The sequence below is a fragment of the Herbiconiux daphne genome, assembly GCF_024979295.1.
GTDB classification, from domain to species: Bacteria; Actinomycetota; Actinomycetes; order Actinomycetales; family Microbacteriaceae; genus Herbiconiux; species Herbiconiux daphnes.
This window is the reverse complement of record NZ_JANLCJ010000002.1, coordinates 170,480-196,481: the sequence shown is the minus strand read 5'-3', so window position 1 is coordinate 196,481 and position 26,002 is coordinate 170,480. Positions and strand designations below refer to the sequence as shown.

22 protein-coding genes and 1 tRNA gene are annotated in these 26,002 nt (G+C 69.7%); 8 read left to right on the top strand and 15 right to left on the bottom strand.

The genetic code is table 11. The features are described 5' to 3' along the window. Nucleotides 1-2: 2 nt before the first annotated feature. The 5 genes from N1032_RS06380 to N1032_RS06360 are packed head-to-tail and all read right to left on the bottom strand — an operon-like array spanning nt 3 to nt 4,747. Nucleotides 3-1,049, bottom strand: coding sequence for a helix-turn-helix transcriptional regulator (locus N1032_RS06380; RefSeq protein ID WP_259538181.1), 1,047 nt, complete (start codon nt 1,047-1,049; stop codon nt 3-5). Next, nucleotides 1,049-2,053, bottom strand: a complete 1,005-nt coding sequence (locus N1032_RS06375; protein ID WP_259538179.1) for a helix-turn-helix transcriptional regulator — start codon at nt 2,051-2,053, stop codon at nt 1,049-1,051. Before N1032_RS06375 ends, N1032_RS06380 begins: the two co-directional genes overlap by 1 nt. A gap of 25 nt (nt 2,054-2,078) precedes the next feature. Further along, complete coding sequence (locus N1032_RS06370; protein ID WP_259538178.1) at nt 2,079-2,996, bottom strand: hypothetical protein; 918 nt, start codon at nt 2,994-2,996, stop codon at nt 2,079-2,081. Between the two features lie 48 nt (nt 2,997-3,044). Beyond that, nucleotides 3,045-4,085, bottom strand: a complete 1,041-nt coding sequence (locus N1032_RS06365) for a tRNA (adenine-N1)-methyltransferase (protein WP_259538177.1) — start codon at nt 4,083-4,085, stop codon at nt 3,045-3,047. Beyond that, nucleotides 4,082-4,747, bottom strand: a complete 666-nt coding sequence (locus N1032_RS06360) for an HAD family hydrolase (protein ID WP_259538176.1) — start codon at nt 4,745-4,747, stop codon at nt 4,082-4,084. The genes N1032_RS06365 and N1032_RS06360 overlap by 4 nt, the downstream gene beginning before the upstream one ends. A gap of 97 nt (nt 4,748-4,844) precedes the next feature. Here N1032_RS06360 and N1032_RS06355 point away from each other — a divergent pair, with 97 nt between their 5' ends. Then, entirely contained in the window at nt 4,845-5,747 is a 903-nt protein-coding gene (locus tag N1032_RS06355; RefSeq protein WP_259538175.1) for a proteasome assembly chaperone family protein, read from the top strand. A gap of 995 nt (nt 5,748-6,742) precedes the next feature. On the opposite strand, the gene mshC is transcribed toward N1032_RS06355, so the two are convergent. The 3 genes from mshC to N1032_RS06340 all read right to left on the bottom strand — a co-directional run bounded on the left by mshC (nt 6,743) and on the right by N1032_RS06340 (nt 10,297). Continuing rightward, nucleotides 6,743-8,026, bottom strand: coding sequence for a cysteine--1-D-myo-inosityl 2-amino-2-deoxy-alpha-D-glucopyranoside ligase (gene mshC / locus N1032_RS06350; protein ID WP_259538173.1), 1,284 nt, complete (start codon nt 8,024-8,026; stop codon nt 6,743-6,745). Nucleotides 8,027-8,068: 42 nt separating this feature from the next. Next, the gene (locus N1032_RS06345) at nt 8,069-8,893 is read right to left on the bottom strand and encodes an undecaprenyl-diphosphate phosphatase (protein ID WP_259538172.1); all 825 of its coding nucleotides are present in this window, start codon (nt 8,891-8,893) and stop codon (nt 8,069-8,071) included. Between the two features lie 90 nt (nt 8,894-8,983). Beyond that, nucleotides 8,984-10,297 carry a M20/M25/M40 family metallo-hydrolase gene (locus N1032_RS06340; protein WP_259538171.1) on the bottom strand — a complete coding sequence of 438 codons (1,314 nt, stop codon included), beginning with the start codon at nt 10,295-10,297 and terminating at the stop codon, nt 8,984-8,986. Between the two features lie 109 nt (nt 10,298-10,406). On the opposite strand from N1032_RS06340, the gene N1032_RS06335 reads away from it, so the two are divergent. From N1032_RS06335 to N1032_RS06325, 3 genes are all read left to right on the top strand, one after another. After that, nucleotides 10,407-10,491: transfer RNA gene (locus tag N1032_RS06335), tRNA-Leu, on the top strand. Between the two features lie 110 nt (nt 10,492-10,601). Next, entirely contained in the window at nt 10,602-11,102 is a 501-nt protein-coding gene (locus N1032_RS06330) for a DUF1269 domain-containing protein (protein ID WP_259538170.1), read from the top strand. Nucleotides 11,103-11,113: 11 nt separating this feature from the next. Next, nucleotides 11,114-11,713: a sulfite oxidase-like oxidoreductase gene (locus tag N1032_RS06325; protein WP_259538169.1), complete on the top strand. Its 600-nt coding sequence runs from the start codon at nt 11,114-11,116 to the stop codon at nt 11,711-11,713. Between the two features lie 82 nt (nt 11,714-11,795). On the opposite strand, the gene N1032_RS06320 is transcribed toward N1032_RS06325, so the two are convergent. Continuing rightward, nucleotides 11,796-13,268: a peptide MFS transporter gene (locus tag N1032_RS06320; protein WP_259538167.1), complete on the bottom strand. Its 1,473-nt coding sequence runs from the start codon at nt 13,266-13,268 to the stop codon at nt 11,796-11,798. Nucleotides 13,269-13,341: 73 nt separating this feature from the next. Beyond that, nucleotides 13,342-15,162 (bottom strand): DEAD/DEAH box helicase, encoded by a 1,821-nt coding sequence (locus N1032_RS06315; protein ID WP_259538166.1) that lies wholly within the window; start codon nt 15,160-15,162, stop codon nt 13,342-13,344. 152 nt (nt 15,163-15,314) lie between these two features. On the opposite strand from N1032_RS06315, the gene N1032_RS06310 reads away from it, so the two are divergent. Then, nucleotides 15,315-16,187 carry an SGNH/GDSL hydrolase family protein gene (locus N1032_RS06310; RefSeq protein ID WP_259538165.1) on the top strand — a complete coding sequence of 291 codons (873 nt, stop codon included), beginning with the start codon at nt 15,315-15,317 and terminating at the stop codon, nt 16,185-16,187. A gap of 6 nt (nt 16,188-16,193) precedes the next feature. Here N1032_RS06310 and N1032_RS06305 read toward each other — a convergent pair whose 3' ends face one another. The 3 genes from N1032_RS06305 to N1032_RS06295 all read right to left on the bottom strand — a co-directional run bounded on the left by N1032_RS06305 (nt 16,194) and on the right by N1032_RS06295 (nt 19,925). Then, a complete protein-coding gene (locus N1032_RS06305) occupies nt 16,194-17,453 on the bottom strand; it encodes a D-alanyl-D-alanine carboxypeptidase family protein (RefSeq protein WP_259538164.1) in 1,260 nt (419 codons plus the stop codon). 23 nt (nt 17,454-17,476) lie between these two features. Further along, the gene (locus N1032_RS06300) at nt 17,477-19,039 is read right to left on the bottom strand and encodes an APC family permease (RefSeq protein WP_259538163.1); all 1,563 of its coding nucleotides are present in this window, start codon (nt 19,037-19,039) and stop codon (nt 17,477-17,479) included. 70 nt (nt 19,040-19,109) lie between these two features. Next, nucleotides 19,110-19,925, bottom strand: coding sequence for a TrmH family RNA methyltransferase (locus tag N1032_RS06295; protein WP_259538162.1), 816 nt, complete (start codon nt 19,923-19,925; stop codon nt 19,110-19,112). A 126-nt stretch (nt 19,926-20,051) separates the two neighbouring features. On the opposite strand from N1032_RS06295, the gene N1032_RS06290 reads away from it, so the two are divergent. Together N1032_RS06290 and N1032_RS06285 are read left to right on the top strand one after the other, a co-directional pair. Then, the gene (locus N1032_RS06290; RefSeq protein ID WP_259538160.1) at nt 20,052-20,924 is read left to right on the top strand and encodes an NAD-dependent protein deacetylase; all 873 of its coding nucleotides are present in this window, start codon (nt 20,052-20,054) and stop codon (nt 20,922-20,924) included. A 6-nt stretch (nt 20,925-20,930) separates the two neighbouring features. Further along, nucleotides 20,931-21,557, top strand: a complete 627-nt coding sequence (locus N1032_RS06285; protein ID WP_259538159.1) for a histidine phosphatase family protein — start codon at nt 20,931-20,933, stop codon at nt 21,555-21,557. On the opposite strand, the gene N1032_RS06280 is transcribed toward N1032_RS06285, so the two are convergent. After that, the gene (locus N1032_RS06280; RefSeq protein ID WP_259538158.1) at nt 21,484-22,617 is read right to left on the bottom strand and encodes a glycosyltransferase family 4 protein; all 1,134 of its coding nucleotides are present in this window, start codon (nt 22,615-22,617) and stop codon (nt 21,484-21,486) included. The two genes, N1032_RS06285 and N1032_RS06280, sit on opposite strands and share 74 nt — an antisense overlap. Next, nucleotides 22,614-23,585: an alpha/beta fold hydrolase gene (locus tag N1032_RS06275; protein ID WP_259538157.1), complete on the bottom strand. Its 972-nt coding sequence runs from the start codon at nt 23,583-23,585 to the stop codon at nt 22,614-22,616. Before N1032_RS06275 ends, N1032_RS06280 begins: the two co-directional genes overlap by 4 nt. Before the next feature lie 105 nt (nt 23,586-23,690). Between N1032_RS06275 and treS the strand changes: the two genes are divergently transcribed. Further along, complete coding sequence (gene treS / locus N1032_RS06270; protein ID WP_259538156.1) at nt 23,691-25,415, top strand: maltose alpha-D-glucosyltransferase; 1,725 nt, start codon at nt 23,691-23,693, stop codon at nt 25,413-25,415. Nucleotides 25,416-26,002: the final 587 nt, after the last annotated feature.

Genomic DNA, 26,002 nt, shown 5'->3' with positions numbered 1-26,002 from the left:
GCCTAGGCGCTGGCGGGGTCGGCCGGTCGCCCGGCGGCCGGGAGCCCTGCGGACCGGTATTGGCTCAGGGCCTCGTTGGCCCAGTCCACGACGGCCGCGCGGGCCTCGGGCGGGTCGACGATGGTCACCGCCGACGATGTCGCGGTGACGAGCCGCTTGAGGGCGTTGATGTGGGCGACGCGGATGTCGGTGCGCACCCGGCCCGACACGGATGCCGCGGCATCCGTCGCCCGCGCATCGACGCTCGACACGAACTCGCCGAGCAGCGACAGCGCCGAGGGGTCGAGCTCGATGGTCACCACGAGGTCGTCGTCGGCGCCCTGGAACAGGCGATCGCCGAGTGCGACGTCGTCGTGCGAGCCGGTCACGGGCTCGTCGGTGACCCTCACGTCGGTCATGCGGTCGAGCCGGAAGGTGCGCACGGCCTCGCGCAGGTGGTCCCAGGCGCGCAGGTACCAGTTCTCGTCGTCGGAGTCGATGCGCAGCGGGTCGACGCGGCGGTGTTCGCGCGAGCCGCGGGAGGAGAGGTAGTCGAACTCGATCTGCACGCCGCGGGCGAGCGCGTCGCGCACCTCGGCGAGCGACCCGGTGGCGTCGGAACGGGCGACCGCCACCTGGCTGGGGCTCTCGGAGGCGCCGCGGGCCAGCTTGTCCATGAGCGACGAGTAGACGCCGCTGTCGAGGTTCTCGGGCAACGACTGCAGGTATTGCAGACCGGCGATGAGGGCCGCGGCCTCGCGGGCCGAGAACCGCGGCGAGTCGTCGAGCGCCACCATGTGGGTGATCACGATCTCGTCGCGCTCGTCGAAGTCGTCCCACGAGATGTCGAACAGGTCGCCGTGCTGGTATTGCATGGTCTCGCCGGGAACGCCCGAAACGGCGATGAGCGAGACCGCGTCGCGGATCTGCTTCTCCGACACCTGGAAGTGCTCGGCCGCCTCGCGCACGGTCACCCGCCCGTGGTCGAGCAGGTAGGGCACCAGGGCGAGCAGGAAGGTCAGCTTGTCTTGCGCGTAGGCGAACTGCTGCGCGTCGCGGGGGGTCGCCATCAGCGTGCCTCCTGGTGCGCGGCGACCGCGGCCTCGAGGCGCGACACCACCGCGGCGATCAGCGGTTCGGGGCCGAGCACGCGCACCTCGGGCCCGAAGCCGGCGAGCTCGTCGGCGAGCAGGTTGACGTCGGTGAAGTGCAGCAGCACACGGGAGCCGTCGACCCGTTCTGCGCCACGGCGGCGGGCGAGTCGCACCTCGGCGTCGGTGCCGGGCAGCACCTCGAGGTCGGCGACGTTGGCTTCCCAGATCTCGTCGAGCTCTTCGAGCGCTGACGCGGCATACCCGCCCGGAGCCACCTCGATCGGCTGCCGGCTCACCTTGACCGGGCCGGTGATGCGCGACAACAGGAACGTGCGCGGTTCGCCGACGCCGTGATCGAAGGCCTTGAGATGCCATCGGCCCTGGTGCTGCACCAGCGCGAGCGGTGACACGGTGCGCAGGCGAGCGGATGCGTCGCCGGGCTTCAGATAGGGAAACGACGCGGTCACGCGGCGCGTCAGCGCATCCGACAGCGGGTCGAAGGCCGCGTCGCGGGTGCGGATGCGCGGGGCGTAGCCGAGCACGGGCTCGGTGGTCTCGACACCGGTGGAGCGCAGCTTGAGCAGAGCGCGCTGCGACTCGCGCGAGAGCGACCCCTCGCGCCAGGCCATCGCCGCGAGGTTGAGCAGCGTGGTCTCGGCCGGCGAGAACGTGATGTCGGCCGGCAGTTCATAGGCGGTGCGCGGGATGCGGTAGCGCATCGACTGGTTGTTGCCCGGGTCTCCTGGTGTCTCGATGGTCTCGAGCGGCACGCCGAGTTCGCGGATGTCGTCTTTGTCGCGCTCGAACTGCCGCTCGAGGCTCGCGTTGTCGCCGTAGGCGTCGTAGCGCTGCCGGTAGCCCTGCACGGTCGAGAGGATCTCGCTCTTGGTCAGCCCCGCCTCGGTGGCGAGCAGCGCGAGCACCAGGCTGAAGAGACGCTCTTCGACCGGCACGGCGGGCGGCTGCTTCTGCGAGGACACGCGAGAATTCTAGTTCGTGGGCGCCCTACTGGGTCGCCGACGGCAGCACACCGAGCAGGTCGACGACGTAGGCCGTGGCCGCGCCGCCGTCGGCACCCGGGAGCACCACGAGCACCTCGGAGCCGATCGGCTGGCCGATCAGGTGCTCGGCGATGCCGGCGGGCTGCCAGGTGGACTGGGTGGGGGCGGCATCCGCCGTCATCGTCCAGAGCTGCGGCGTGCCGTCTTCCCAGGTGGAGTTCGCCACGTCGCGCGGGGCGTCGTAGGAGACCGCCGTGGCCTGCACCACGAGCGAGTCGCCCTCGGCGACGGGGTCGCCGGTGCCCTTCTTGATGAGCGTGGACTTCGCCTCGGTGGGGTTGTCGCCGGAGTTGATGGTGATGCCCGGGCGGCCGTCGGCGTCGTGCACGACGCTCGGGAAGCCGGCCTGAGCGGGCTGGTCGGCGCCGTCGGCGGCCTGCGGGAACGCGGCCGAGATGTCGAACACCATGACGATCGAGCCGGTGGCGCCGGTCACGATCTCGGCGGCTTCGTCCTTCGGGATGACGGCGGCGACGCGCTCTCCGGTGCTCGTGCAGAGCAGGGCGCCCTTGAGGCCGGCGGGCAGGCCGTCGGAGACGACGAGGGCGGTCGACTGGGGGGCGCCGACCGCGGCGCCGGTGTCGCCGTCGTAGACGGTGTAGCTCGTGACGACCGTGCCGCCGAGGCCCACCTGCTGGCCGTCGCCGTCGATCAGCACCGAGCGCTGCGGGGTGTCGGTCACGAGCGGGAACGGGAACGAGGCGGAAGGATCGGCGCCGAGGTCACCGGTGGCCGTGATGGCGTCGCTCGACTCGCCCGAGGGGGCGGCGCCTGCACAGTCGGGGGCCGCGGGCGAACCGCTGCATGCGGCGAGCGACAGCAGAAGGCCTGCCGACAGAATGAGCGCGAGAGACTTGCGCACGGATCCTCATTTCCTGCATTCGACGAGCCGTGGGCCCGGTGAGCGAACCTATCCTATTTCATCGTCGCGCGGGCCGACGGCACCGGCGCCGCCGGCCTCGCCGGCCTCACGGGCTTCGCGGGCGAGCGCGGCATCCGCGGTCGCCGTGGCGGCCCGCACCCGCTTGCGCAGGCTCTTCGCGCTGATGCCGCGTTCGCCGAGCGCGCCCGGGGTCCAGGCCTCCATGTCCTCGTCGGAGAAGTCGCTCTTCGACGCACGGCGCTTGAGTTCGGGCAGCACGGCACCGGGGGCCAGCCGCCGCGCGGAGACGAGGAAGCCGGTGTGGCCGATCATGCGGTGGTCCGGGCGCACGGCGAGGCCCTCGACGTGCCAGCCGCGCACCATGGTCTCGTTCGGCAGCGGGTTCGTGAACAGCCCGGTGTCGCGGATCGCCTCGACCACCCGTGACAGCTGGGTCACGGTGGCCACGTAGCAGAGCACGATGCCGCCGGGCTTCAGGGCGTCGGCGACCGCGTCGACGCACTCCCATGGGGCGAGCATGTCGAGCACCACGCGATCGACCGTGTGGTCGGCGTTCACGCTCGGCAGCGACTCGACGAGGTCACCGACCGTCAGCGTCCAGCCGTCTGGAACGTGCCCGAAGTAGGCGGCCACGTTCGCGCGGGCCACGTCGGCGAACTCCTCGCGGCGCTCGAAACTCGACAGGTGGCCTTCCGGCCCGATCGCCCGCAGCAACCACAGCGACAGCGCGCCCGAGCCGACGCCGGCCTCGACCACGGTGGCTCCCGGGAAGATGTCGGCCTGAGCGAGAATCTGCGCGGCATCCTTCGGGTAGATGATGGCGGCGCCCCTCGGCATCGACATCACGAAGTCGGTGAGCAGCGGCCGCAGCACGAGGTGCTCGACGCCCACCGAGTTCTGCACCACTGAGCCGTCGGGCAGCCCGATCAGCGCGTCGTGGTCGATGAAGCCGCGGTGGGTGTGGAAGACCTTGCCCGACTCGAGCGTGATGCTGTTGAGCTTGCCTTTGGGGCCGGTGAGCTGAACGCGGTCGCCCTCGCGGAACGGTCCGCTGTACTGCGCGGTCATGCGTGCACCCCCGCGAGCACGTCGGCGAGGTCGGCCGGGGTGCGTCCGTCGAGGGTCGGCCACACGACGGCGGCGCCCGAGTCGTCGAGCGACAGCAGGTGCTCGACGCCGATGACGGCGGCTCCGGATGCCACGGCCGAGGTCACCCCGGTCACCGAGTCCTCGATGGCGACGCTCCGGGTGATGTCGACGCCGAGGTCGGCGGCCGCGCGCAGGTAGGCCTCGGGGTGCGGTTTGCTCTCGACCACCACGTCGGCCGAGATGACGGTCGAGAACGCGTCGAACGGGATGTAGCCGGCGACATGGTGCGCCATGCGGCCGATCGACATCGTCACGAGCGCCTGAGGAACGCCGGCGGCGTGCAGGGCGGTGAGCAGTTCGAGGGCTCCGGGCCGCCACGGCACGCTCTGGCTGATCTGCTCCATCACCTGGGTCGAGAGCAGCTCGATGATGTCCTGGGCGGGCATGTCGACGCCGAATTCCTGCAGGATGCGGGCGCTGCGGTCCAGGCCCGAGCCGACGAGCGTCATGGCGGCGTCTTTCGACCAGGTGCCGCCGAACGACTCCACGAGCCGCTCCTGGGCGAGCATCCAGTAGGGTTCGGTGTCGACGATGGTGCCGTCCATGTCCCAGAGGACTGCGGCGGGCAAGGAGTTGGTCACGGGCGACAAGTCTACGGTGTGGCCGATCGCGCCTATCCTTGATTGACGGCATCCGTGCCGTCGGCATCACAGACGAACCAGCGAGGTACCCATCACGGTGACAGACAACGGATTCCTGCGCGGCCGGTTGCTGCTGGTCGCGTTCGAGGGCTGGAACGACGCCGGCGAAGCCGCGACGGGGGCGCTCAAGGTGCTCAAAGACCAGCTCGACGTGATTCCGATTCTCGAGGTCGACACCGAGGAGTACTTCGACTTCCAGTTCAACCGGCCGGTCGTGACCTCCGACGACGAGGGGCACCGCCTGCTCGTGTGGCCGGGCGCCACGATCTTCGGCCCCGACGGCGAGCTCGAGGGCGCGGCATCCGGAGCCCCCACCGCGCAGGGCGACGACTCGCACGTCTACCTGCTGATCGGCGCCGAGCCCTCCCGCAACTGGAAGAAGTTCACCGCCGACATCATCTCGACCGCCCTGGCCGAAGACGTCAGCGGCATCGTGCTGCTCGGCGCGATGCTCGCCGACGTGCCGCACACGAGGCCGATCTCGGTCTTCGCCACGAGCGAGAACCCGCTCGTGCGCACCGATCTCGACATCGAGCGCAGCTCCTACGAGGGGCCCGTCGGCATCCTGAGCGTGATCGCGGATGCCGCGGAGAGCGCCGGCATCCCGGCCATCTCGATCTGGGCTTCCGTGCCGCACTACGTGCACAACGCGCCGTCGCCCAAGGCCACTCTCGCCCTGATCGACAAGATCGAGGAACTGATCGACGTGTCGATCGACCGCGGCGAGCTCGCCGACGAGTCGACCGCTTGGGAGTCGGGCATCGACGCGCTGGCCGGTGAAGACGAGGACATGGCCGCCTACATCCAGCAGCTCGAGCAGGCGCGCGACACCGTCGACTCCCCCGAGGCCAGCGGTGAGGCCATCGCCCAGGAGTTCGAGCGCTACCTGCGCAAACGCGGCGACGGCCGCCCCGACGAGCCCTGGCGGCGCGACCAGTAAACCGGGTGTGGCTGCTGTGCTGGTTGCCGCGGCTGTGCTAGTTGCCGTGGCGGCCGTGCTGCGCGCGGCTGCCACGGGGCGCGCCGCCGCCTCTGCGGCGCGCCGCCACACCTGAGCACGCGGTCGCTGGCGCGGCCACGCGCTCAGCCTGGGTCGTCGAGTGCGGCCCGACGCGTCCGCTCCCGTGCCGCCCCACTCCCACTCCGCACGCCCCCCGCGCCCCGCACGACCCCGGCGCCCCGCGCCTCTCCCTGCGCCGCGCGCCCACCGCGCCGTGGGCCCCTCCCTGCGCCGCGCACCCCCGCGCCCCGCGCCGCGCATCCCTGCCGTGACGTCCTGCTCCTGTGCCGCGCCCTCCCGTGGGTCCCATCCATCCCCACCCCGCCGAGAAGTCACTTTCGTGGCAAGTTGGGCTCGCAAGCACCGAGAAGTGACTTCTCGGCGAAGGTGGAGTCGGGGCCAGGACACTAACCCGCTGACCGCCAACCGAACCCTCCGACCGCGCGCCTCTGCGCTGCGCTCTTCTCGCGGGTCCGCGCTCCTCACCCACCCCGCCGAGAAGTCACTTTTCGCGGCAACTACGGCCCGGAAGCACCGAGAAGTGACTTTTCGGTGAAGGTGGAGCCGGGGGCCGGGACACTAACTGGCTGCCCGCCAACCGAACCCTCGGGCCGCGCGCCTCTGCGCCGCGCTCTTCTCGTGAGTTCCCGCCCCTCACCCGCCCTGCCAAGAAGTCATTATTCGCAGCAAGTGGGGCTAGGAAGCAACGAGAAGAGACTTCTCGGGGGATGGGGAGGGAGGGGCGACCCAAGGGGTGAGGGCGGCGGGGGCGCGTACTGCTGGGCGCTCCCGGACGACCCAGGGTGAGCGCGTGGCCGCGCAGCGACCGCGTGCTCACATGTTCCGGCGCGCCGCAGAGGCGGCGGCGCGCCCCGCCGCAGCCGCGCGAAGCACGGCCGCGGCGGCAGCTCACGCCGCGGCGGCAGCCAGCACAGCTACAGCCGGATGCCCAGCAGCGCGTCGAGCACCCGTGCCGCCAGCGCCGTCGACTCGGCGGAGTGGGGTTCGCTGAACCAGTCGTCGAAGAGGTCGAGGGCGCCGGGGGTGTCGAGGTCGTCGTGCAGGCGGGTGCGCACGGCCGAGAGCAGGTCGAGGGCGTCGTCGCGGTCGAGGGCGGTGTCGAGTTGGTGGTCGCTCGAGACCGAGGCGGCGGCAGCACGCCAGGTGGCCAGGCGCTCGGCGGCGCGCTGCTCGTCGCCGCGCTGCCATTCCCAGTCGTCACGGTAGGGGTGCGAGAGGATCGCGAGCCGCACGGCATCCGGTTCCGTGCCCGCCTCGCGCAACTGCGACACGAGCACCAGGTTGCCGAGCGACTTGCTCATCTTCTCGCCGTCGAACGCCACGAGGCCGCCGTGCGCGTTGATGCGTGCGAACCGCTCGCCGGTCAGGGCGGTGGCGTGCGCGGCACTGAACTCGTGGTGCGGAAACACGAGGTCGCCGCCGCCGCCCTGCACGCAGATGGTGTCGCCGAGGGTCTCGCGGGCGATCACCGAGCACTCGATGTGCCAGCCGGGGCGGCCGCGGCCGACGACCGAGTCCCAGGCCGGTTCGCCGGCCCGCTCCACGCGCCAGAGCAGCGGGTCGAGCGGGTCGCGCTTGCCCTCGCGGTCGGGGTCTCCCCCGCGTTCGCGGAACAGGCGGCTCATCGTCTCGAGGTCGAGTCCGCTCTCCGATCCGAGCACCCACGGCGTCGCCGCCTCGGCGGCCGCGATGTCGAAATACCAGTCCTCGGCGCCGGCCTCCGCCGCGTCGGGCGTGGGCACCGGATAGGCGATTCCGCGGGCGCGCAGGGCGTCGACGGCCCCCGCGATCGAGTCGATGGTCTCGGTGACGCCGATGTAGGCATCCGGGGGCGACACCCGCAGGGCGGCCATGTCGGTGCGGAACAGCTCGATCTGGCCGGCCGCGAGTTCGCGCCAGTCGACACCGGTCGCCGCCGCGCGCTCGAGCAGCGGGTCGTCGACGTCGGTGATGTTCTGGGTGTACGACACGTCGAGCCCCGCGTCGAGCCAGACCCGCACGAGCGTGTCGAAGGCGAGGTAGGTGGCCGCGTGCCCGATGTGGGTGGCGTCATAGGGGGTGATGCCGCAGACGTAGAGCGTGGCCGTGCCGTCGTTCTTCGCCGAGTCGAGGAACCGGCCGCTCGAGTCGTCGTGGATGCGGGGTGCCGCACCGCGGCCGGGAAGGGCGGGGATGTCGGGTCGGGGCCAGGAGCGCACCGGTCAAGCCTAGTTCCGAATCGTCAAGCACTTCGCCGACGGTCAGGCCGCGATGACCCCCGCGCTGAGCAGCACGATCAGCACCGCGCCGAGCGCGATGCGGTAGATCACGAACGGCAGGAAGCTGCGCTTGGAGATGTAGCTCATGAAGAAGGCGATCACGACCAGGCCCACGATGAACGCCACGACCGTGGCCACGAGAGTCTCGATGGGCCCGTAGACGCTCGGCTCGCCGATGCTCTTGTAGACCTGGAACAGTCCGCTGCCGAACACCGCCGGAATGGCGAGCAGGAACGAGTAGCGCGCCGCCGCACGCCGCTCGTAGCCCATGAAGAGCCCGGCCGTGATGGTGCCGCCCGATCGCGAGACGCCGGGGATGAGCGCGAGCGCCTGGGCGAACCCGAAGATGATGCCGTGGGGCACGGTGAGGTCTTTGAGCCGCCGCCGCTTCGCCCCCACGTAGTCGGCGATGCCGAGGAGGATGCCGAACACGATGAGGGTCGTGGCGACGATCCAGAGCGATCGCAACGTCGTCTCGATGGCGTCTTGGAAGAGCAGGCCCAGCACCACGATCGGGATCGAGCCGACGATGATCAGCCAGCCCATGCGCGCATCCGGGTCGTTGCGGGGCACGCGGCCGGCCAGCGACCGGGCCCAGCGGCCGATGATGCGCGTGATGTCGCGCCAGAAGAACACGACGACGGCGGTCTCGGTGCCGAGCTGCGTGATCGCCGTGAAAGCGGCTCCGGGGTCGGCGGCGCCGGGCAGGAATTCGCCCAGGATGCGCAGGTGCGCGCTGGACGAGATCGGCAGGAACTCGGTCAGGCCTTGCACAAATCCCAGGATGACGGCGTTGAGAAAGTCCATGTCTCCCTTTGGAGTGATCGTGCGCGGCAGGCCATAAGCCGCCGGCGCGCCGGGGCGACCACGTGGTCGCGGGTGGGTCTGCCGCGCGGATCAGTACCGCAGCAGCAGATCGGTCAGAACGTCTGTGCCAAACCCTAGCGCCTCGAGCGGAACACGCTCGTCAACGCCATGGAACATCGCGGGAAAGTCGAGGGTCGGCGGCAGCTGCAGCGGCGCGAAGCCGAAACCGCGGATGCCGAGCAGGCTGAGTGCCTTGTTGTCGGTGCCGCCCGAGAGCAGGTAGGGCAGAACCTCCGCGCCGGGATCGTGCTCTTGCAGCGTCGCGACCATGGTGTCGACGAGCTCGCCGTCGAAGGTGGTCTCGAGCCCGATGTCTTGGTGCGAGATCACGATCTCGACGTCGTCGCCGATGAGTTCGCGGATCTCGGCGAGCACCTCGTCTTCGTGCCCGGGCAGCACGCGCACGTCGATCAGCGCTTCGGCGCGGTCGGGGATGACGTTGTGCTTGTAGCCCGCCGTCAGCCCCGTGGGGTTCGTCGTGGTGCGCAGCGTGGCCGAGATGAATCGCGAGGCGGTGCCGGTGGCGATGGCGATCTCGTCGGCGCTGAGCTTCTGCGGGTCTTTGCCAAGCAGGGCCGCCACCCGGTCGAGCAGCTGGCGGGTGGTAGCGGTGAGGTGCACCGGCCACTCGCGGCTGCCGATGGTGGCCACGGCGCGGGCGAGGCGCGTGACGGCGTTGTCGTTGTTGACCTGGGAGCCGTGGCCGGCGGTGCCGCGGGCGATCAACTTCATCCAGATCAGGGCCTTCTCGCCGGTCTGCACGAGGTAGGCGCGCTTGCCGTCGAGGTCGATCGAGTAGCCGCCCACCTCGCTGATGGCCTCGGTGGCGCCCTCGAAGAGCTGCGGATGCTCGTGCACTAGGTAGTGCGAACCCAGAACTCCCCCGGCCTCCTCGTCGGCGAAGAACGCCACGACGAGCTCGCGCTCGGGCTGCCGGCCCGACGACAGGATGCGATCGAGGGCGGCGACGACCATCGCATCCATGTTCTTCATGTCGACCGCGCCGCGACCCCAGAGCATGCCGTCACGGATGTCGCCGCCGAACGGATCGACCGACCAATCGGCCGCGATCGCCGGCACGACGTCGGTGTGACCGTGCACGACGAGTGCGGGTTTCGACGCATCGCGGCCGGGCACGCGGGTGACGATGCTGGTGCGGCCGGGCTCGGAGTCGAACGACTGCACGGTCAGGCCGAGACGCTCGAGATGCGCGGCCAGATATTCGGCCGCGGGGGTCTCGCCGTTGGAGCGGCCCTCGCCGTAGTTCGACGTGTCGAACCGGATCAGGTCGCGCGCGATGCGGGTCGTCAGGTCGAGTTCGGCGTGCTCAGGCGATGACGTCATGTGGTTCACGCTACCGGTAGGCACTGACCGCGGCGGTGGATTTGCCGGCACGCCATCCGTGCTATTGTCTTTCCTTGGCTGGTTGAGCGATCAATCGCCAGGCACCTGACTCCGGGTGGCGGAAATGGCAGACGCGCTAGCTTGAGGTGCTAGTGCCCGTATAGGGCGTGGGGGTTCAAGTCCCCCCTCGGAGACACTGGTTGAGACAGTGAAAACGAAAGAAGACCCGGCATGACGCCGGGTCTTCTTTTCGTTAACCGGCATCCTCTACGCTCGTGGAAAACGAGAAAGGTTTCACACACTCATGGCCGATTTGATCGTCATCGCCTTTGACAACGAAAAAGACGCCGAGGGCGCCTACCAGAAGGTTCAGGAACTTCAGGGCGACCTCATCGTCGAGCTCGCGGGCCTCGCGCTCGTGAAGGTCGACGAGCAGGGCAAGACCCACGTCGAGCACCCCGGCGCCGCGGGCAACATCGGCCTCGGTGCGGCCGGCGGAGCGCTCTTCGGAACCCTCATCGGCATCCTGTTCTTCGTGCCGTTCTTCGGTCTGGTCTTCGGTGGCCTGATCGGCGCGCTGTTCGCCGGCATCGACAAGACCGGGCTCAACAGCGAGTTCCGTTCGCAGGTGAAGGAGTCGGTCGGCGCCGGCAAGTCGGCCGTCGTGATCTACACCGTCAAGCTCACCGAAGACAAGTTCGCCGCCGCCATCGCACCCTTCAACGGCAAGGTCATCAAGACCTCGCTGAGCGAGGAAGACGAGAAGGCGCTCATCCACGACCTGGCCGAGCAGCCCCAGGCCTGAACGAGCCGAACATGGGCATCGTGAATCCCGGGTTCTCCGGGAGGGGCCGGGAGGCGGACTCGCGTCTGCCTCCCGGTCAGTACGAGACGCGCGACTTCCCGGTGCTCTCGGCCGGCCCGACGCCGAACATCCACCCCGGCGAGTGGCAGTTCACGATCACCGACGAAGCCGGCCGGGTGAAGCGGTGGACGTGGGAGGAATTCCGCGCGCTCCCGGTCGAGACGGTGGAGACCGACATCCACTGCGTCACGCGCTGGTCGAAGTTCGACACCGAGTGGCGCGGCGTGTCGCTCGACACCCTCTTCGCCGAGGTGCAGACCGCCGCCGACTACACGATGGTGCACTCGTTCGGCGGCTACACCACGAACCTGCCCCTCGAAGACCTGCTCGACGGCCAGGCCTGGATCGCGTTCGAGGTCGACGGCGAGCCACTCGACGACGAGCACGGCGGGCCGGCGCGGCTGCTCGTGCCGCACCTCTACTTCTGGAAGAGCGCGAAGTGGGTGCGGGGCATCACGATGCACGACTCCGAGGAGCTCGGCTTCTGGGAGCTCAACGGCTACAACGCCTACGGCGACCCCTGGAAAGAGCAGCGCTACTACTACGACTGACGCGAGTGGTCACAAAACGCGCCAAACCGGAGGTTTTGGCGCGTTTTGTGACCACTCGCGGAAGGGGTGGGGTGGCGGGGGGCTACTTCACGCCGCTCATGAGTCTGCGCACCCAGGGGGTGATCGAGATGAGCAGGCCGCCCACGGCGATGGCCACGAGGCCCGAGATACCGAAGTAGGGCACCTCGTTGTTCTCGTTGTAGAAACCGGCCAGGATGCCCGACAGGGCCGTTCCGAGGGCGATGGACAAGAAGAACAGGGCCACCATCTGGGTGTGGAACACCTTCGGTGCCAACTTCGTCGACAGCGACAGCCCTACGGGCGACAGCAGCAGCTCGGCGATGGTGAACACGAACAGGATGCCGACCAGCGCGAGCAACGGCGTGCCGTGCGACCCCGTGCCCGAGAACGGGATGAACAGCAGGAACGCCAGCCCCATCACGATCGCCCCGGCCGCGAACTTGTAGGGCGTGGCGGGCTGGCGGTCGCCGAGCTTCGTCCAGATCGCCGCGAACACGCCCGACAGGATGATGATGAAGATCGGGTTGATCGATTGCACCCAGGCGACCGGCATCTCCCAGCCGAACAGGTTCAGATTCAGCCGGTCGTTGGCATAGAGCGTGACCACCGTGAACTGCTGCTGGTAGAGCGCCCAGAACGCCACGCTCGTGATGAACATCGGGATGAACGAGAACACCCGGCTGCGCTCCACGCCCGAGATGCGCTTCGACGACAGGATGATGGCGAAGTACGCGATCGAGGCCGCGAGCGTCACGATCGCCACGGCATCGGCGAGGTTGTCGGCGTTCAGCACCCCGACCAGCACCGCGGCCACGATCACCACGACCGCCCCGACGGCGACGCCCACCATGATCAGCCGGTGCTTCTTCGGCAGCGGGTTGGGCACGGTCTTCGCCTCGGGCGGCAGGGTGCGACGGCCGAACGAATACTGGATGAGCCCGATCGCCATGCCGACGGCGGCCACGCCGAAGCCGACGTGGAACCCGAACGACGTCTGCAGCAGCCCGGTGAGCAGCGGGCCGAGGAACGCCCCGAGGTTGATGCCGAGATAGAAGATGGAGAAACCGGCATCCCGGCGCACGTCTTTCTCGGTGTAGAGCGTGCCGACCACCGAGGTCGCGTTGGCCTTCACCCCGCCCGAGCCGAGGGCGATCAGGATGAGGCCCGCCCCGAGCCCCGCGACGCCCGGGATGAGCGAGAGCGCGATGTGCCCCGCCATGACGACGATCGCGCTGTAGAACAGGGTGCGCTCCGACCCGAGCAGGCGGTCGGCGAGCCACGCGCCGAGGATGGTGGCGAGGTAGACCGAGCCGCCGTAGGCGCCCACGATGCCCACCGCGACGGGCTTCGGGATGCCGAGACCGCCCTCGGCGACCGTATAGAACATGTAGAGCAGCAGAATGCCCTGCATGCCGTAGAACGAGAACCGCTCCCACATCTCCACCCCGAAGATGTGCACGAGCGCGAACGGCTGCCCGAAGAACGTGCGCTCCTTCGCGGGCGGCGCTGCCGGCGGGGCTGTCTCAGTCGTCATGCAGTCATAGTGGCACGCGGATGCCGCGTCGTCACCGAAGACGACACCCCGCTTTATTGGGGCACGAGACCGCTCAGTGCCCGGACCCGAGCCATTTGCGCACCGTGACGATGCGCGCCTGCAACTGGGTGACGCTCGCCTGCGCGACCGCCGGGCCGCCGCAGATGCGCCGGAGCTCGGCGTGGATCAGCCCGTGCGGCTCCTGCGACTGCTTGGCCCAGATGCCGACGAGGCTGTTGAGCAGGCTGCGCTGCTCTTTGAGCGTGCGGTAGAGCGGCGCCGGCACTCCCCCGTCGGTGTCGTCGAGCGGCCCGGGCTTCGGGTTCGCGGCGGCGTGCTTCTGCTGGCGGGCCTGCCGGTGCTGCAGCAGGTCACGCACCTGATCTGGCTCGAGCAGCCCCGGGAGCCCGAGGAAGTCGAGCTCCTCTTCACTGCCGACCACCGCCTCGAACCCGAATTCGCCCCCGTCGTAGACGACCCGGTCGAACGTGGCCTCGGAACCGATCGCCACGAACGAGAACTCGTCGACGAGCGATTCCGACGCCTTCTCGTCGCGGTTCGCCGCGGCCACCATGGCGTCTTCGGGGTTGTAGAGGTCGCCCTCGGGGTTCGTTCCGTCGTCGCGCTTGTCGAGCGCGTGGTCGCGCTCGAGTTCGAGCTTCTCGGCCAGTGCCATCAGCGCCGGCACGTTCGGAAGGAAGACGGATGCCGTCTCGCCCCGCCGCCGCGCCCGCACGAACCGGCCGATCGCCTGCGCGAAGAACAGCGGCGTCGACGCGCTCGTGGCGTAGACCCCGACCGCCAGGCGCGGCACGTCGACGCCCTCGGACACCATGCGCACCGCGACCATCCAGCGCTTGGCGGAGTTCGAGAACTGCTCGATGCGGTCAGAGGCCTCCTTCTCGTCGGAGAGCACAACGGTCACGGATTCGCCCGAGATCTGCTCGAGGATGGCGGCGTAGGCGCGCGCCACGGTCTGGTCGGTCGCGATGACGAGCCCACCGGCATCCGGAATCGACTGCCGCACCTCGGAGAGACGTTTGTCGGCGGCGCCGAGCACCTGCGGAATCCAGTCGCCCTTCGGGTCGAGCGCCGTGCGCCAGGCCTGCGAGGTGATGTCTTTGGTGTTGCCCTCGCCGAGGCGGGCCTCCATCTCGTCGCCCACCTTGGTGCGCCAGCGCATGTGCCCGGCGTAGACCATGAAGAGCACGGGGCGCACCACGCCGTCTTTGAGGGCGCGGCCGTAGCCGTAGCTGTAGTCGCTGCGCGACACGCGGATGCCGTGTTCGTCGGGCGCGTAGTCGACGAACGGGATGGGCGAGGTGTCGGAGCGGAACGGGGTGCCGGTGAGCGAGAGCCGGCGGATGGCGGGCTCGAAGGCCTCGCGCACGGCGTCGCCCCAGCTGAGGGCGTCGCCGCCGTGGTGCACCTCGTCGAGGATGACGAGGGTGTTCGCCCCCATGGTGAGTTCGCGGTGCAGGGCCGGCCGCGCCGCGACCTGCGCGTAGGTGAGCGCCACGCCGTGGAAGTGCCGGCCGAACCGCGACTCGCTGTTGCGGAACCCGGGGTTGAGCCGCACGCCGGCCCGGTCGGCGGCATCCGCCCACTGCCGCTTGAGATGCTCGGTGGGCGCGACCACGATCACCCGGTCGACCGTGCGCCGGTGCAGCAGCTCGGAGGCGAGGCGCAGCGCGAAGGTCGTCTTGCCGGCGCCCGGGGTCGCGGCGGCCAGGAAGTCGCGCGGTTCATGCTCGAAGTAGGCGGTGAGCGCCTCTTCTTGCCAGGCCCGCAGCCTTCCCGCCGTGCCCCACGGGGCGCGCGCCGGGAAGCTGGGCGAGAGGTGACCCGCGGCGCTCGTTCCCGGAGCGGGTTCGAACTGCGGCTGATTGGTCACGATGTTCGAGGATACCCCGCTGCACCGACAGCCCGACCCCTCGCTCCGACCGCCCGGGCGCGTCGGAGTTACGCTAGAGCACGCATCCGCTCGAGCGGCACGCCTAGTCCCCGCGTGCGGCCGGCGGGCGTGTGGAAAAGGAGCGTGCCACGATGACTCAGCCTCATCCTTGGCGTCGATATGTCGCTCTCGGCGATTCGTTCACCGAGGGCATCGGAGACCCCGAGCCGGGCAGCCCCGGCGGGTTCCGCGGCTGGGCCGACCGGGTGGCCGAGACCCTCGCGGCGCAGGCCGAGGGCGAGTTCTCCTACGCCAACCTCGCCATCCGCGGCCGGTTGCTGCAGCAGATCGTCGACGAGCAGGTCGAGCCCGCACTCGCGCTGAAGCCCGACCTCATCACCATCTCGGCCGGCGGCAACGACGTCATCCGGCCCGGCACCGACCCCGACGACATCGCCGCCCGGTTCGAGGTGGGCATCCGCCGGCTGCGGCGCGACGACGCGACCGTGGTGATCTTCACCGGGGTCGACACGAGCTTCACGCCGGTGTTCCGCGGCATCCGGGGCAAGGTCGCCATCTACAACGAGAACCTGCGGGCCATCGCGGCCCGCTACGACTGCATCGTGGCCGACCAGTGGGGGCTGAAAGAGATTCAGAACCCGCGCATGTGGGCCGACGACCGTCTGCACCCGAACGCCAAGGGCTATCACGAGATCGCCCGCATGGTGCTCGACGCCCTCAACGTCGACAACGACCTGCAGCCCGGCGAGCCCGAGCCGCTGCCGTCGGTGAGCTGGCGGCACGCCCGAGCCGAAGACCTGGTGTGGGCGCGGGTGCACTTCGTGCCCTGGGTCATCCGGCGCATCACGCACCGCTCGAGCGGCGACGGCGTCACGCCCAAGCGCCCGCTCGCCGAGCCGGTCTACGTGATGAAGGGCGCTGCCGACGAGGGTGCCGCCGGGAGCGACACAGCCGCGAGCGACACAGCCGCGAGCGAAACAGCCGCGAACGACACGGCGCACTGACAGCCCTCAGCCGAACAGTCGGCCCGGATGGCTGAGCTTCCACCCGGCATCCGGCCCGTCGAGCGTGCTCGCGAGCGTGAGCGGCACGGTGAACTCGGTGCCGTCGAGCGCGATGCCCTCCACGGTGAAGCGAGCGGTGCCCACCTCGGTTCCGGATGCGCCGCTCGTCACGTCGTCGACCTCGGCCGTTCGCGAGACGGTCGCCGACGACCACACGGTGGTGGTCACGGTCTGCTCGGCCACCACGTCGGCGCTCTCGCCCCATTCGGTGGTGTAGCGGCCGATGACGTCTCCCGCGGTCACCACGTCGACGGTGCGGAACCCGGCCTGCGCGCTCTCGAGCAGCGCCAGCACCGACGCGTGCAGGTCGTCGTCGGATGCCGCCCCGAGCACCACCCCGACGAGTGCCACGGTCTCGTCACCCACGGTCACGTCGGCCGAGAACAACAGGCAGCGCCCGGCTTCGTCGGTGGTGCCGGTCTTGATGCCGTCGATGCCGTCGGAGCCGATGAGGGTGTTGGTGTTCTGGATCTCGCCGAGTTGCGGCAGCTGATCGGTGGCGGTGCCGACGATCGCGCTGAGCACCGGGTCGGCCATCACGAGCGACCCGATCGTGAGCAGGTCGCTCGTGGTGCTGCGGCTGCCCGGGTCGAGACCGCTGGTGTCGACCACCGCGGTGCCGGAGAGGCCGTGGTCGGCGATCCACGTGGTCGCGGCGGCGAGATAGGCGTCGACCGAGCCGAACGCCCAGGTGGTGAGCGTGAGGCTGTAGTTGTTGGCCGACTCGAGCAGCATGATCTCGAGCACCTGACGTTCCGTCAGCACCTGGCCCGGGTAGACCGACGCCCACGAACCCCCGACCGCGATGGTGTCGGCGAGGTATTGGGCATCCGTGTCGGTGATGGCGATGTCGGGCCCCTGGCCGCCGTCGGCGATCGGCTTCTCGTCGAGCACGACGAGGGCCGTGATGGTCTTGGTGATGCTGGCGATGGGCACGGGGTCGGGGCTTCCGCTCGAGCCGAGCGCCCTGGGCGCGTCGGCCGCGCCGCCGGCCAGGCCGATGGCGCTCGATCCGGCGGCCGGAGTGGCGAGCGGGGCGGCATCCGTCACCCGCGGAGCGACGTCGGGAACACTCGCGACGGCGGCCGGCACGGGGGCCAGCAGGGCCACCGGCAGGTAGGTGCCGATCACGGCCAGTACGAGCAGAACGGATCCCACCACGATCCTGCGCCGCCGGTAGACGGCGGGGCTGGGGCGGGAACTCACCCGGCAATCCTAATCAAGCACGGTCACATCAACCCGCCGTCGACGCTTCTGAGCAGCGGGAGCTCCTCGTCTTCGGGCACCAGCACGGCGGTCTCGCGGTTGAGGCTCTCACCGCGGAAGAACGGCTTGGAGCCGGGGAAGAAGAACCACACCACCATCACCACCACGCCCAGCGCGAGCGAGCCGATGCCGATCACGAACACGCCGCCGATGCCGAAGATCACCGTGTAGCCGTAGTCGGGGTCGTACATGTCGATGGCCGACTGGATGAACGCGGCCGTGAGCATGAGCCCGCCGAGCAGCGGGAACAGGCCCTTGAACAAGAAGTTGCGGGCACCGGTGAAGATCTCGCGGCGGAAGTACCACACGCACGCGAAGCTCGTGATGGCGTAGTAGAAGGCGATGGCCAGGCCGATGGAGAGGATCGTGTCGGCGAGCACGTTCTCGCTCACCAGGGTCATGCCGACGTAGAAACTCACCGCCACCACGCTCATGAAGATGGTGGCGAACCGCGGGGTGCGGAACTTGGGGCTGATGCGCCCGAACCGCTCCGGCAGCGCCCGGTAGGTGGCCATCGCGAGGGTGCCGCGGGCGGTCGGCAGGATGGTGGTCTGGGTCGACGAGATGGCCGACACGCAGACGGCGATCACGAGCAGCCATGCCCACGGGCCGAACACGGCGTCTTTCAGCGCGAAGAACACGTCTTCGGAGTTGCCCTCGTTGCCGAGCCCGAGGCCCGACTCGCCGAGTCCGGCGAACGACATGGCGGCGACGGTGACAGCCACGTAGGTGACCAGCAGGATGACGGTGGAGAGCACGGCGGCGCGGCCCGGCGTGCGCTTGGGGTCTTTGGTCTCTTCGTTCAGCGCGAGGCAGGTGTCCCAGCCCCAGTAGATGAACAGGCACAGCAGGATGGCCTCCGTGAAGCCCGAGAGAGACGTGAAGGCGAACGGGTTGAACCAGTCGGCCTGCGGCACGGTCGAGCCCTCGGGCGCGGTTCCGGTGAACACCGCCCAGAACGCCAGCCCCACGAACAGGGCGAGGGCGAGATATTGGATGCCGAGCAGCACGTTCTGCAGCCGCTCGCCGATCTGCAGCCCGCGCACGCTGATGAACGTCATCGCCGCGATGAACACGACGCCGGTCGCGGTGACGAGGAACACGTTGTCGTAGAGATCGGGGTTGTTCGTCAGCAGCCAGAGGTATTTGCTGCCGATCTGGGCGAGGTTCGCCAGCACGATGATGCCCGCGACCGCGACTCCCCAGCCGGCCAGCCAGCCGACCCACGGGCCGAACGCCTTGGTGGCCCAGGTGAACGCCGTGCCGCAGTCGGGAACGGCCCGGTTGAGCTCGCGGTAGGCGTAGGCGGTGAGGAACATCGGCACGAAGGCGATGATCATCGCGATCGGCGCCTGCGCGCCGACGGCGAGCACCACGAAGCCGATCGTGGCGGCGAGCGAGTACACCGGCGCCGTCGAGGCCAGGCCGATGACGGTCGAGCCGAACAGCCCGAGAGTGCCGGCCGCCAGCCCCTTGCCTTGCGCGGCAGCGGGGGCTGCGGGGGGAACGGTGCTCTTCTCACTCATGGCGACCTCCCTGGTTCGGTAGGGAGAGCATAGTGGTCACCGGTCGCCCGGCGGCAGGTCTTGCGTGGCTTCAGCGACCGGATGCGTAGCGCAGGGCATAGAGCGCGACGGCGCTCGCCGAGGCGACGTTGAGCGAGTCGACCCCGTGCAGCATCGGGATCTCGATCCGCACGTCGGCCGCCGCCAGCGCGCGCCGGCTCAGGCCGTCGCCCTCGGTGCCGAGCACGATGGCGACGCGCTCCGGCAGCGCGGCGGTGAACTGCGGCAGCGGGATCGAGTCGTCGCCGAGGGCGAGCGCCGCGATGGTGAACCCGGCCTCGTGCAGCAGGGGCGCGGCATCCTTCCACTCCCCGATGCGCGTCCACGGCACCTGCAGCACCGTGCCCATGCTCACCCTGACGCTCCGCCGGTAGAGCGGATCGGCGCAGCGCGGGCTGATCAGCACGGCGTCGGCGCCGAGCCCGGCGGCCGACCGGAAGGCGGCGCCGACATTGGTGTGGTCGACGATGTCTTCGAGCACCACCACCGTGTGCGCGCCGGCGAGCAGCTCACGGGGGTCGGGCAGCACCGGGCGGTGCATCGACGCCAGGGCGCCGCGATGCATCTGGAACCCGGTCAGCGTCTCGAGCAGCTCGTCGCTCGCGACGAAGATGGGCACCTCGGGAAACCTCTCCTCCACCCACGCGAGGTCGGGCAGCCACTTCTGCTGCAGCAGGATCGACCGGGGCCGGTGCCCCGCGGCGATCGCCCGCTCGATCACCTTGCTCGACTCGGCGAGGTAGAGACCACCCGCCGGCTCGAGGATGCGCCGCAGCGCGACATCCGTCAGGTCGGCGTAGTCGGCGAGCTCGGGGCGATCGAGCGAGGTGATGGGGATGACGGGCACGAGACCTCTTCTGGCGTTGCGCTGACAGGGAAATTCACCCCCAACTCTGCCAGCACGGAAACATTCCCGAAAACTTCGCTGTTTAGACTCGAGGTGGTCGGCGCCCGGCGCCGCCGAGGAGGTTCCATGGTTCCGCTCGTCTCGTCCAGTTCCGGCGCGCAGGCGACCCTCGCCGTCGAGGATGCCGCGGAGGTGCTCTCGGGCCGCCGGATCGTGGTGCTGACGGGCGCGGGCATGAGCACCGATTCGGGAATCCCCGACTACCGCGGCGAGGGCGCGCCGAAGCGCAACCCGATGACCTTCGACCAGTTCCTCGCCAGCGACTCCTACCGCAAGCGCTACTGGGCGGGCAGCCACCTGGGCTGGCGCATGTTCGACGCGGCTCAGCCCAACGACGGCCACCGCATCCTGGCCGAGCTCGAAGACGCCGGGCTCGTCAGCGGCGTCGTCACCCAGAACGTCGACGGCCTGCACGCGCGTGCCGGAACCAAGCACCTCGTCGACCTGCACGGCTCGATGGACCGCGTGAACTGCCTCAACTGCGGCCAGACCTTCGCGCGCGCGTCGATCGCGCAGCGCATCAGCGACGCCAACCCGTGGCTCACCGAACCCGACCTCGTGCGGATGGCGCCCGACGGCGACGCCGAGGTGGCGGAGTACGAGGCCTTCCAGGTGCCCGCGTGCACCGTGTGCGGCGGAGTGCTGAAGCCCGACGTCGTGTTCTTCGGCGAGTTCATCCCCACCGAGAAGTTCGCCGAGGCGAGCGCGATGGTGGCGGCATCCGACGCCATGGTCATCGCGGGCTCGTCGCTGGTGGTGAACTCCGGCATCCGGCTGCTCGAGCAGGCGCGACGCCGCAAGCTGCCGGTGGTCATCATCAACCGGGGCGTCACGAAGGGCGACGGCCGTGCCACCGTGAAGATCGACGCGGGCACGTCGGAGACCCTCCGGGCGCTGACCGATCGGCTCCTGCAGGGCGGGAGCTCGCCCGTAGACTGAAGCGCGATGACTACCTTCACCTTCGTGCGCCACGGCCAGACCGACTGGAACTTCCAGAAGCGGATCCAGGGATCGACAGACATCCCGCTCAACGACACCGGCCGCGAGCAGGCTCGCGAGACCGGCACGGCACTCGCCGGCCGGCAGTGGGACGGCATCGTGTCGAGCCCCCTCTCCCGCGCCCGAGAGACCGCCGAGATCATCGCCGGCATCGTCGGGCTGGGCGATCCCGAGATCGTCGACGCGCTCGCCGAGCGCAGCTACGGCGAGGCGGAGGGCCTCAACGCCGCGGAGCTCGCCGAGCGCTTTCCCGACCCGCTCGCCCCGGTGCCGGGCCGCGAGAAGCGGTCGCACGTGGTGCGGCGGGTGCTGCCGGCGCTCGAGGCCCTGGCGGCCGAGCATCCGGGCGAGTCGTTGATCGTGGTGTCACACGGCGGCGTGATCGGGTCGCTCATCCGCTACGTCACCGAGAAGATGCTGCCCGAGCAGGGTCACGCCATTCCGAACGGCTCCGCCCACGACTTCGTGGTCGACGGTGGCGAACTGTCGATCGCCGAGTTCAACGGGGTGCCGATCGCCCCGACAATCCGGTCACGAGCTCCGCTATCGCTCGAGCTGACGCTGCCCAGCTGAACGTCTCGGCCTGGGCCCGCGACGCGATCGACCTCCGTCGCCACTCGCCGGCGTCTTCGAGCCCTCTGATCGTGTGCGCGAACGCCGCCGCATCGCGGGCGGGCGCATAGAGGGCAGCCTCTCCCCCGATCTCGCGGAACACCGGGATGTCGCTGACCACCACCGGGGTGCCGAACCCCATCGCCTCCACCAGCGGAATGCCGAACCCCTCGTCGAGCGAGGCCGACACCAGCGCCGTGGCCCGCTGCAGCAGCGCGTGGTAGTCGTTGTCGCTCACGCCGTCGTGGAACTCGAGCCGCGCATCCGGGTCGATCGCCCGCAGGCGCTGTTCGACGTCGTCGCCGGCGCGGCTCAGCAGGTGCAGGGTGTAGCCCGGCAGCTCGGCGACCGCGCGCACCAACGTCTCGACGTTCTTGTAGGGCATGAACGAGCCCATGTACATGATCGACCGGGCGCCCGCACGGGCCTCCGCGGCGTCGGCCGCCTCGGAGGCCGCCGCCGGGCCGGGCAGGTCGGCGGCGTTCCGGGCGACGACGACCGGGCGCTTCGTGAGGTCGTGACGCGCGATGAGTTCACGGGTGGTCTGCGACACGGTCACCACGGCGTCGGCGCGGTTCAGCAGCATCCGCTGCGGCCACCAGGCCTTGTGGTAGAGCCGCCAGAGCACGCGCACGAAGCCCGGCAGGTCGTGCGGGGGCTCGGGGTTGGCGTAGTAGATGAGGTCGTGCACGGTGAGCGCGAGGCGGTAGCGCCGGCCTGTCGTGCCCATGGTCTGCATGGGGCTGACGACCACGTCGGGTTTCAGGCGGTTGACCTGCAGCGCCACGAGCGGTTCGCGCACGCTCGTGGGGCCTGAGACCTTGTGCCAGGGCAGGTCGGGCAGCAGCGCGAGCTGGCGTTCGTCGCTGATGACCATGGTCACGTCGACGTCGTCGCGTTTCGCCAACTCGGTCACCACGCCCGCCGTGTAGCGGCTGATGCCGTCGTGCCGCCCGATGCGGGTGTAACGGCAGTCGAAGGCGAGCCTGACCGGGGCTCCGGATGCCGCCGCAGCGCTCACGGGCGCGGCTCGAGGAACGCGTCGATCGCCGCCGCCGCCTCGATCGGCCGCTCGTAGTGGATGAGGTGCCCCACGTCGTCGAGCACGACGAGCCGGGCATCGGGCATCGAGTCGCGCAGCCGGTGCTGCGCGCCGATCGGGGTGATGTCGTCTTTGTCGGCCGCGATCAGGAGCGTCGGCGCCGTGATGCGCCGGGCGTATTCGCTGACGTCGTTGCTGACGGAGGCGCGGAACGCGTCGAGCACGACGGTGCGGTTCGCGAATGCGCTGAAATAGCGGTGGTGCTGGTCGTGGATCCAGCGGCGCAGCGCCCGGTTCTTGGTCTTCGCCATCGTGACGCTGATGACGCGCACCATCACGGGGCTCGACAGGATGGCGTAGCCGAGCTTCTCGGGGGCGGCGGCCCCCAGCCGGTAGTAGCCGATCGCGACGCGGGTCATCACGCCGCGCGGTCCCTTCAACGCGGGCGCGGCGATGGGGTTGATGAGCACGGCGGCGTCGACGGCCAGGGCTGGGCGGGAGGCGGCATCCGGTGACCCCGGGGCAGACGGGGTGCCGCCGAGGGCCGCGGCCACGACGATGGAGCCGAAGGAGTGCCCCACGATGACCAGCCGCGCCGAGGGCGACTCGGCACGCACCGCGTCGGTGAACTCGTGCAGCCACCCGACGTAGCCGTCGAGGTCGTGCGCCGCCGTCATCGGGGTCGACACGCCGAAGCCGGGCAGATCGGGGGCGACGATGCGATAGCCCGGGTGGTCGAGCTGGGCGATCACGGGCTCGAGGCCGTGGTGGTCGCCGCGGTAGCCGTGCACGACCACGATCAGGGTGCCGGCGGCTGCGCGGGCCCGGGCGTCGGCGCCGGAATCGCCGTATTCCCAGACGTGGGTCTCGCTGCCGGCCACGGGCAGCACGCGTGTGCTGACGGGCATCCGGGCGAGTTCGACGGCGTAAGGCGAGGCGACGGTCATCCCGTCCAGCATAGACGGGGCGTGGTGGGCCCTTCCGGTGCGGGCGGTCTGGACTATCGTGAATCCAGGAATGCACGTTGCCGTCGATGTTCCGAAAGGACACCCGTGAACTTCACCGCACCCATTCAATTGCCGGGTCTGACTCTCGACCCTCAGTGGTACCGGCGGGCGGTGTTCTACGAAGTGATGATCCGGTCGTTCGTCGACTCGAACGGTGACGGGTTCGGCGACATCGCGGGGCTGATCTCGAAGCTCGACTACCTGCAGTGGCTCGGCATCGACGCGCTCTGGCTGCCGCCGTTCTTCAAGTCGCCGTTGCGCGACGGCGGCTACGACGTCTCCGACTTCAAGGCGGTGCTGCCCGACTACGGCACCGTCGAGGAGTTCCGCGACCTCGTCACGAAGGCGCACGAGCGCAACATGCGCATCATCATGGACTTTCCGCTCAACCACACCTCCGACGCGCACGAGTGGTTCCAGCAGTCGCGGGCCGACCCCGAGGGGCCCTACGGCGATTTCTACGTGTGGAGCGACACGGCCGAGAAGTACGAGAACATCCGCATCATCTTCGTCGACACCGAGGAGTCGAACTGGACCTTCGACCCGGTGCGCCGGCAGTTCTTCTGGCACCGGTTCTTCTCGCACCAGCCCGACCTCAACTTCGAGAACCCCGCCGTGCAGGAGGCCATCTTCGACATCTGCCGGTTCTGGCTCGACATGGGCGTCGACGGTCTGCGGCTCGACGCCATCCCCTACCTCTTCGAGTCCGACGAGGGCAACGGCGAGGGCGAGCCCAAGACGCACGAATACATCGTGAAGCTGCGCGAGATGATCGACACCGAATACCCGGGCCGCATGCTCGTGGCCGAGGCGAACCAGTGGCCGCGCGAGGTGGCCGCGTTCTTCGGCACCGACGAGGAGCCCGAGTGCCACATGGCATTCGACTTCCCGGTGATGCCGCGCATCTACTACTCGCTGCGGTCGCAGAAGGCCGACGAGCTGATCCGGGTGCTGTCGGAGACCACCGACATCCCCGAGGGAGCCGCCTGGGGCGTCTTCCTGCGCAACCACGACGAGCTGACCCTCGAGATGGTGTCAGAGGAGTACCGGCAGGCGATGTACGGCTGGTATGCCTACGATCCGCGCATGCGCTCGAACATCGGCATCCGGCGGCGCCTCGCTCCGCTGCTCGACAACTCGCGGGCCGAGCTCGAACTCGCGCACGCGCTGCTGTTCGCGCTGCCCGGTTCGCCGTTCCTCTACTACGGCGACGAGATCGGCATGGGCGACAACATCTGGCTGCCCGACCGCGACTCCTCGCGCACGCCCATGCAGTGGACGCCCGACCGCAACGCCGGGTTCTCCACCGCCGACCCGGGCAAGCTGTTCCTGCCCGTGGTGCAGTCGCTGGTCTACAACTACAACCTCGTCAACGTCGAGTCGCAGCTGGCCCAGTCGCGCTCGCTGCTGCACTGGGTGCGCAACGTCATCCACGTGCGCAAGGCGCATCCGACGTTCGGGCTCGGGTCGATGGAGGTCGTCGGCTCCGACCACGAGTCGGTGCTCGCCTTCGTGCGTAGCTACGAGGGGTCGGGCGCATACTTCGGCGACGGACCGGAAGACGTGCTCTGCGTGTTCAGCTTCGCCCACAACCCGGTGTCGGCCACCATCACTGCGCCCCAGTTCGCGAACCGCCGGTTGTTCGACCTGTTCGGCCACGCCGAGTTCCCGTCGTTCGACGAGAACGGCACCGTGAGCCTCACCTTCGGCACGCAGGCGTTCTACTGGCTGCACGTCGGGCAGACCACCGAGCAGGAGCAGGGCCGCTAGCGGGGTGGCGCGCGACGTGCGCGCCGACATCCGGTCGGGGTTCGCGCGGCGTCTGCACGGGGTTTGCGCGGCGTTTGCACGGCGCGCGGCCCCGGTCACCGGGGCGTCGGTGGTTCGTCCTAGAGTTCAAACGTGAATTCCCCCGCGCTGTCCGTGCCCCGTGCCGATCCCGCCCAGCGGGCGATCGAGAGAGGGCGCTAGCGGGTGACCGAGACTCAGATTCCGCTGTTCGACATTCCGGAGAACGAGCGCGGCGAGGCGCCCTTCGGCCCGCGGCGCCTGGGGCGGCACGCCGGTGGAGCCCCCGACGACGGGGTGGTGGTGGAGCGATCGGTGACGGTGTCGGTGACCGTCACCGAGAAGTTCGGGCCCGCGTTCCCGCCGCCGCCCGCGGAGACGTCGCCCGCGGCAGGGCCGGGGGTGCCGGATGACGCCGCAGGGCCGTCGGGGGCGCCGGCCCACGCGGCTGCCGCACCGCATCATCCGCCGGCTCACGGTGCGGTGCCCGGAGCGGGGTCGGCGCCGGCGCCGGAGACCACCTACTCGACCTCGTCGACGGTGTCGCTGCCGGTCACCGGCGGTCCGTC

Coding starts and splice junctions, on each gene's coding strand:
- N1032_RS06380 (WP_259538181.1), bottom strand. CDS start 1,049: ATGGCGACCCCCCGCGACGCGCAGCAGTTCGCCTACGCGCAAGACAAG.
- N1032_RS06365 (WP_259538177.1), bottom strand. CDS start 4,085: ATGACCGCGCAGTACAGCGGACCGTTCCGCGAGGGCGACCGCGTTCAG.
- N1032_RS06345 (WP_259538172.1), bottom strand. CDS start 8,893: ATGGACTTTCTCAACGCCGTCATCCTGGGATTTGTGCAAGGCCTGACC.
- N1032_RS06340 (WP_259538171.1), bottom strand. CDS start 10,297: ATGACGTCATCGCCTGAGCACGCCGAACTCGACCTGACGACCCGCATC.
- N1032_RS06330 (WP_259538170.1), top strand. CDS start 10,602: ATGGCCGATTTGATCGTCATCGCCTTTGACAACGAAAAAGACGCCGAG.
- N1032_RS06325 (WP_259538169.1), top strand. CDS start 11,114: ATGGGCATCGTGAATCCCGGGTTCTCCGGGAGGGGCCGGGAGGCGGAC.
- N1032_RS06320 (WP_259538167.1), bottom strand. CDS start 13,268: ATGACGACTGAGACAGCCCCGCCGGCAGCGCCGCCCGCGAAGGAGCGC.
- N1032_RS06310 (WP_259538165.1), top strand. CDS start 15,315: ATGACTCAGCCTCATCCTTGGCGTCGATATGTCGCTCTCGGCGATTCG.
- N1032_RS06300 (WP_259538163.1), bottom strand. CDS start 19,039: ATGAGTGAGAAGAGCACCGTTCCCCCCGCAGCCCCCGCTGCCGCGCAA.
- N1032_RS06290 (WP_259538160.1), top strand. CDS start 20,052: ATGGTTCCGCTCGTCTCGTCCAGTTCCGGCGCGCAGGCGACCCTCGCC.
- N1032_RS06285 (WP_259538159.1), top strand. CDS start 20,931: ATGACTACCTTCACCTTCGTGCGCCACGGCCAGACCGACTGGAACTTC.
- N1032_RS06275 (WP_259538157.1), bottom strand. CDS start 23,585: ATGACCGTCGCCTCGCCTTACGCCGTCGAACTCGCCCGGATGCCCGTC.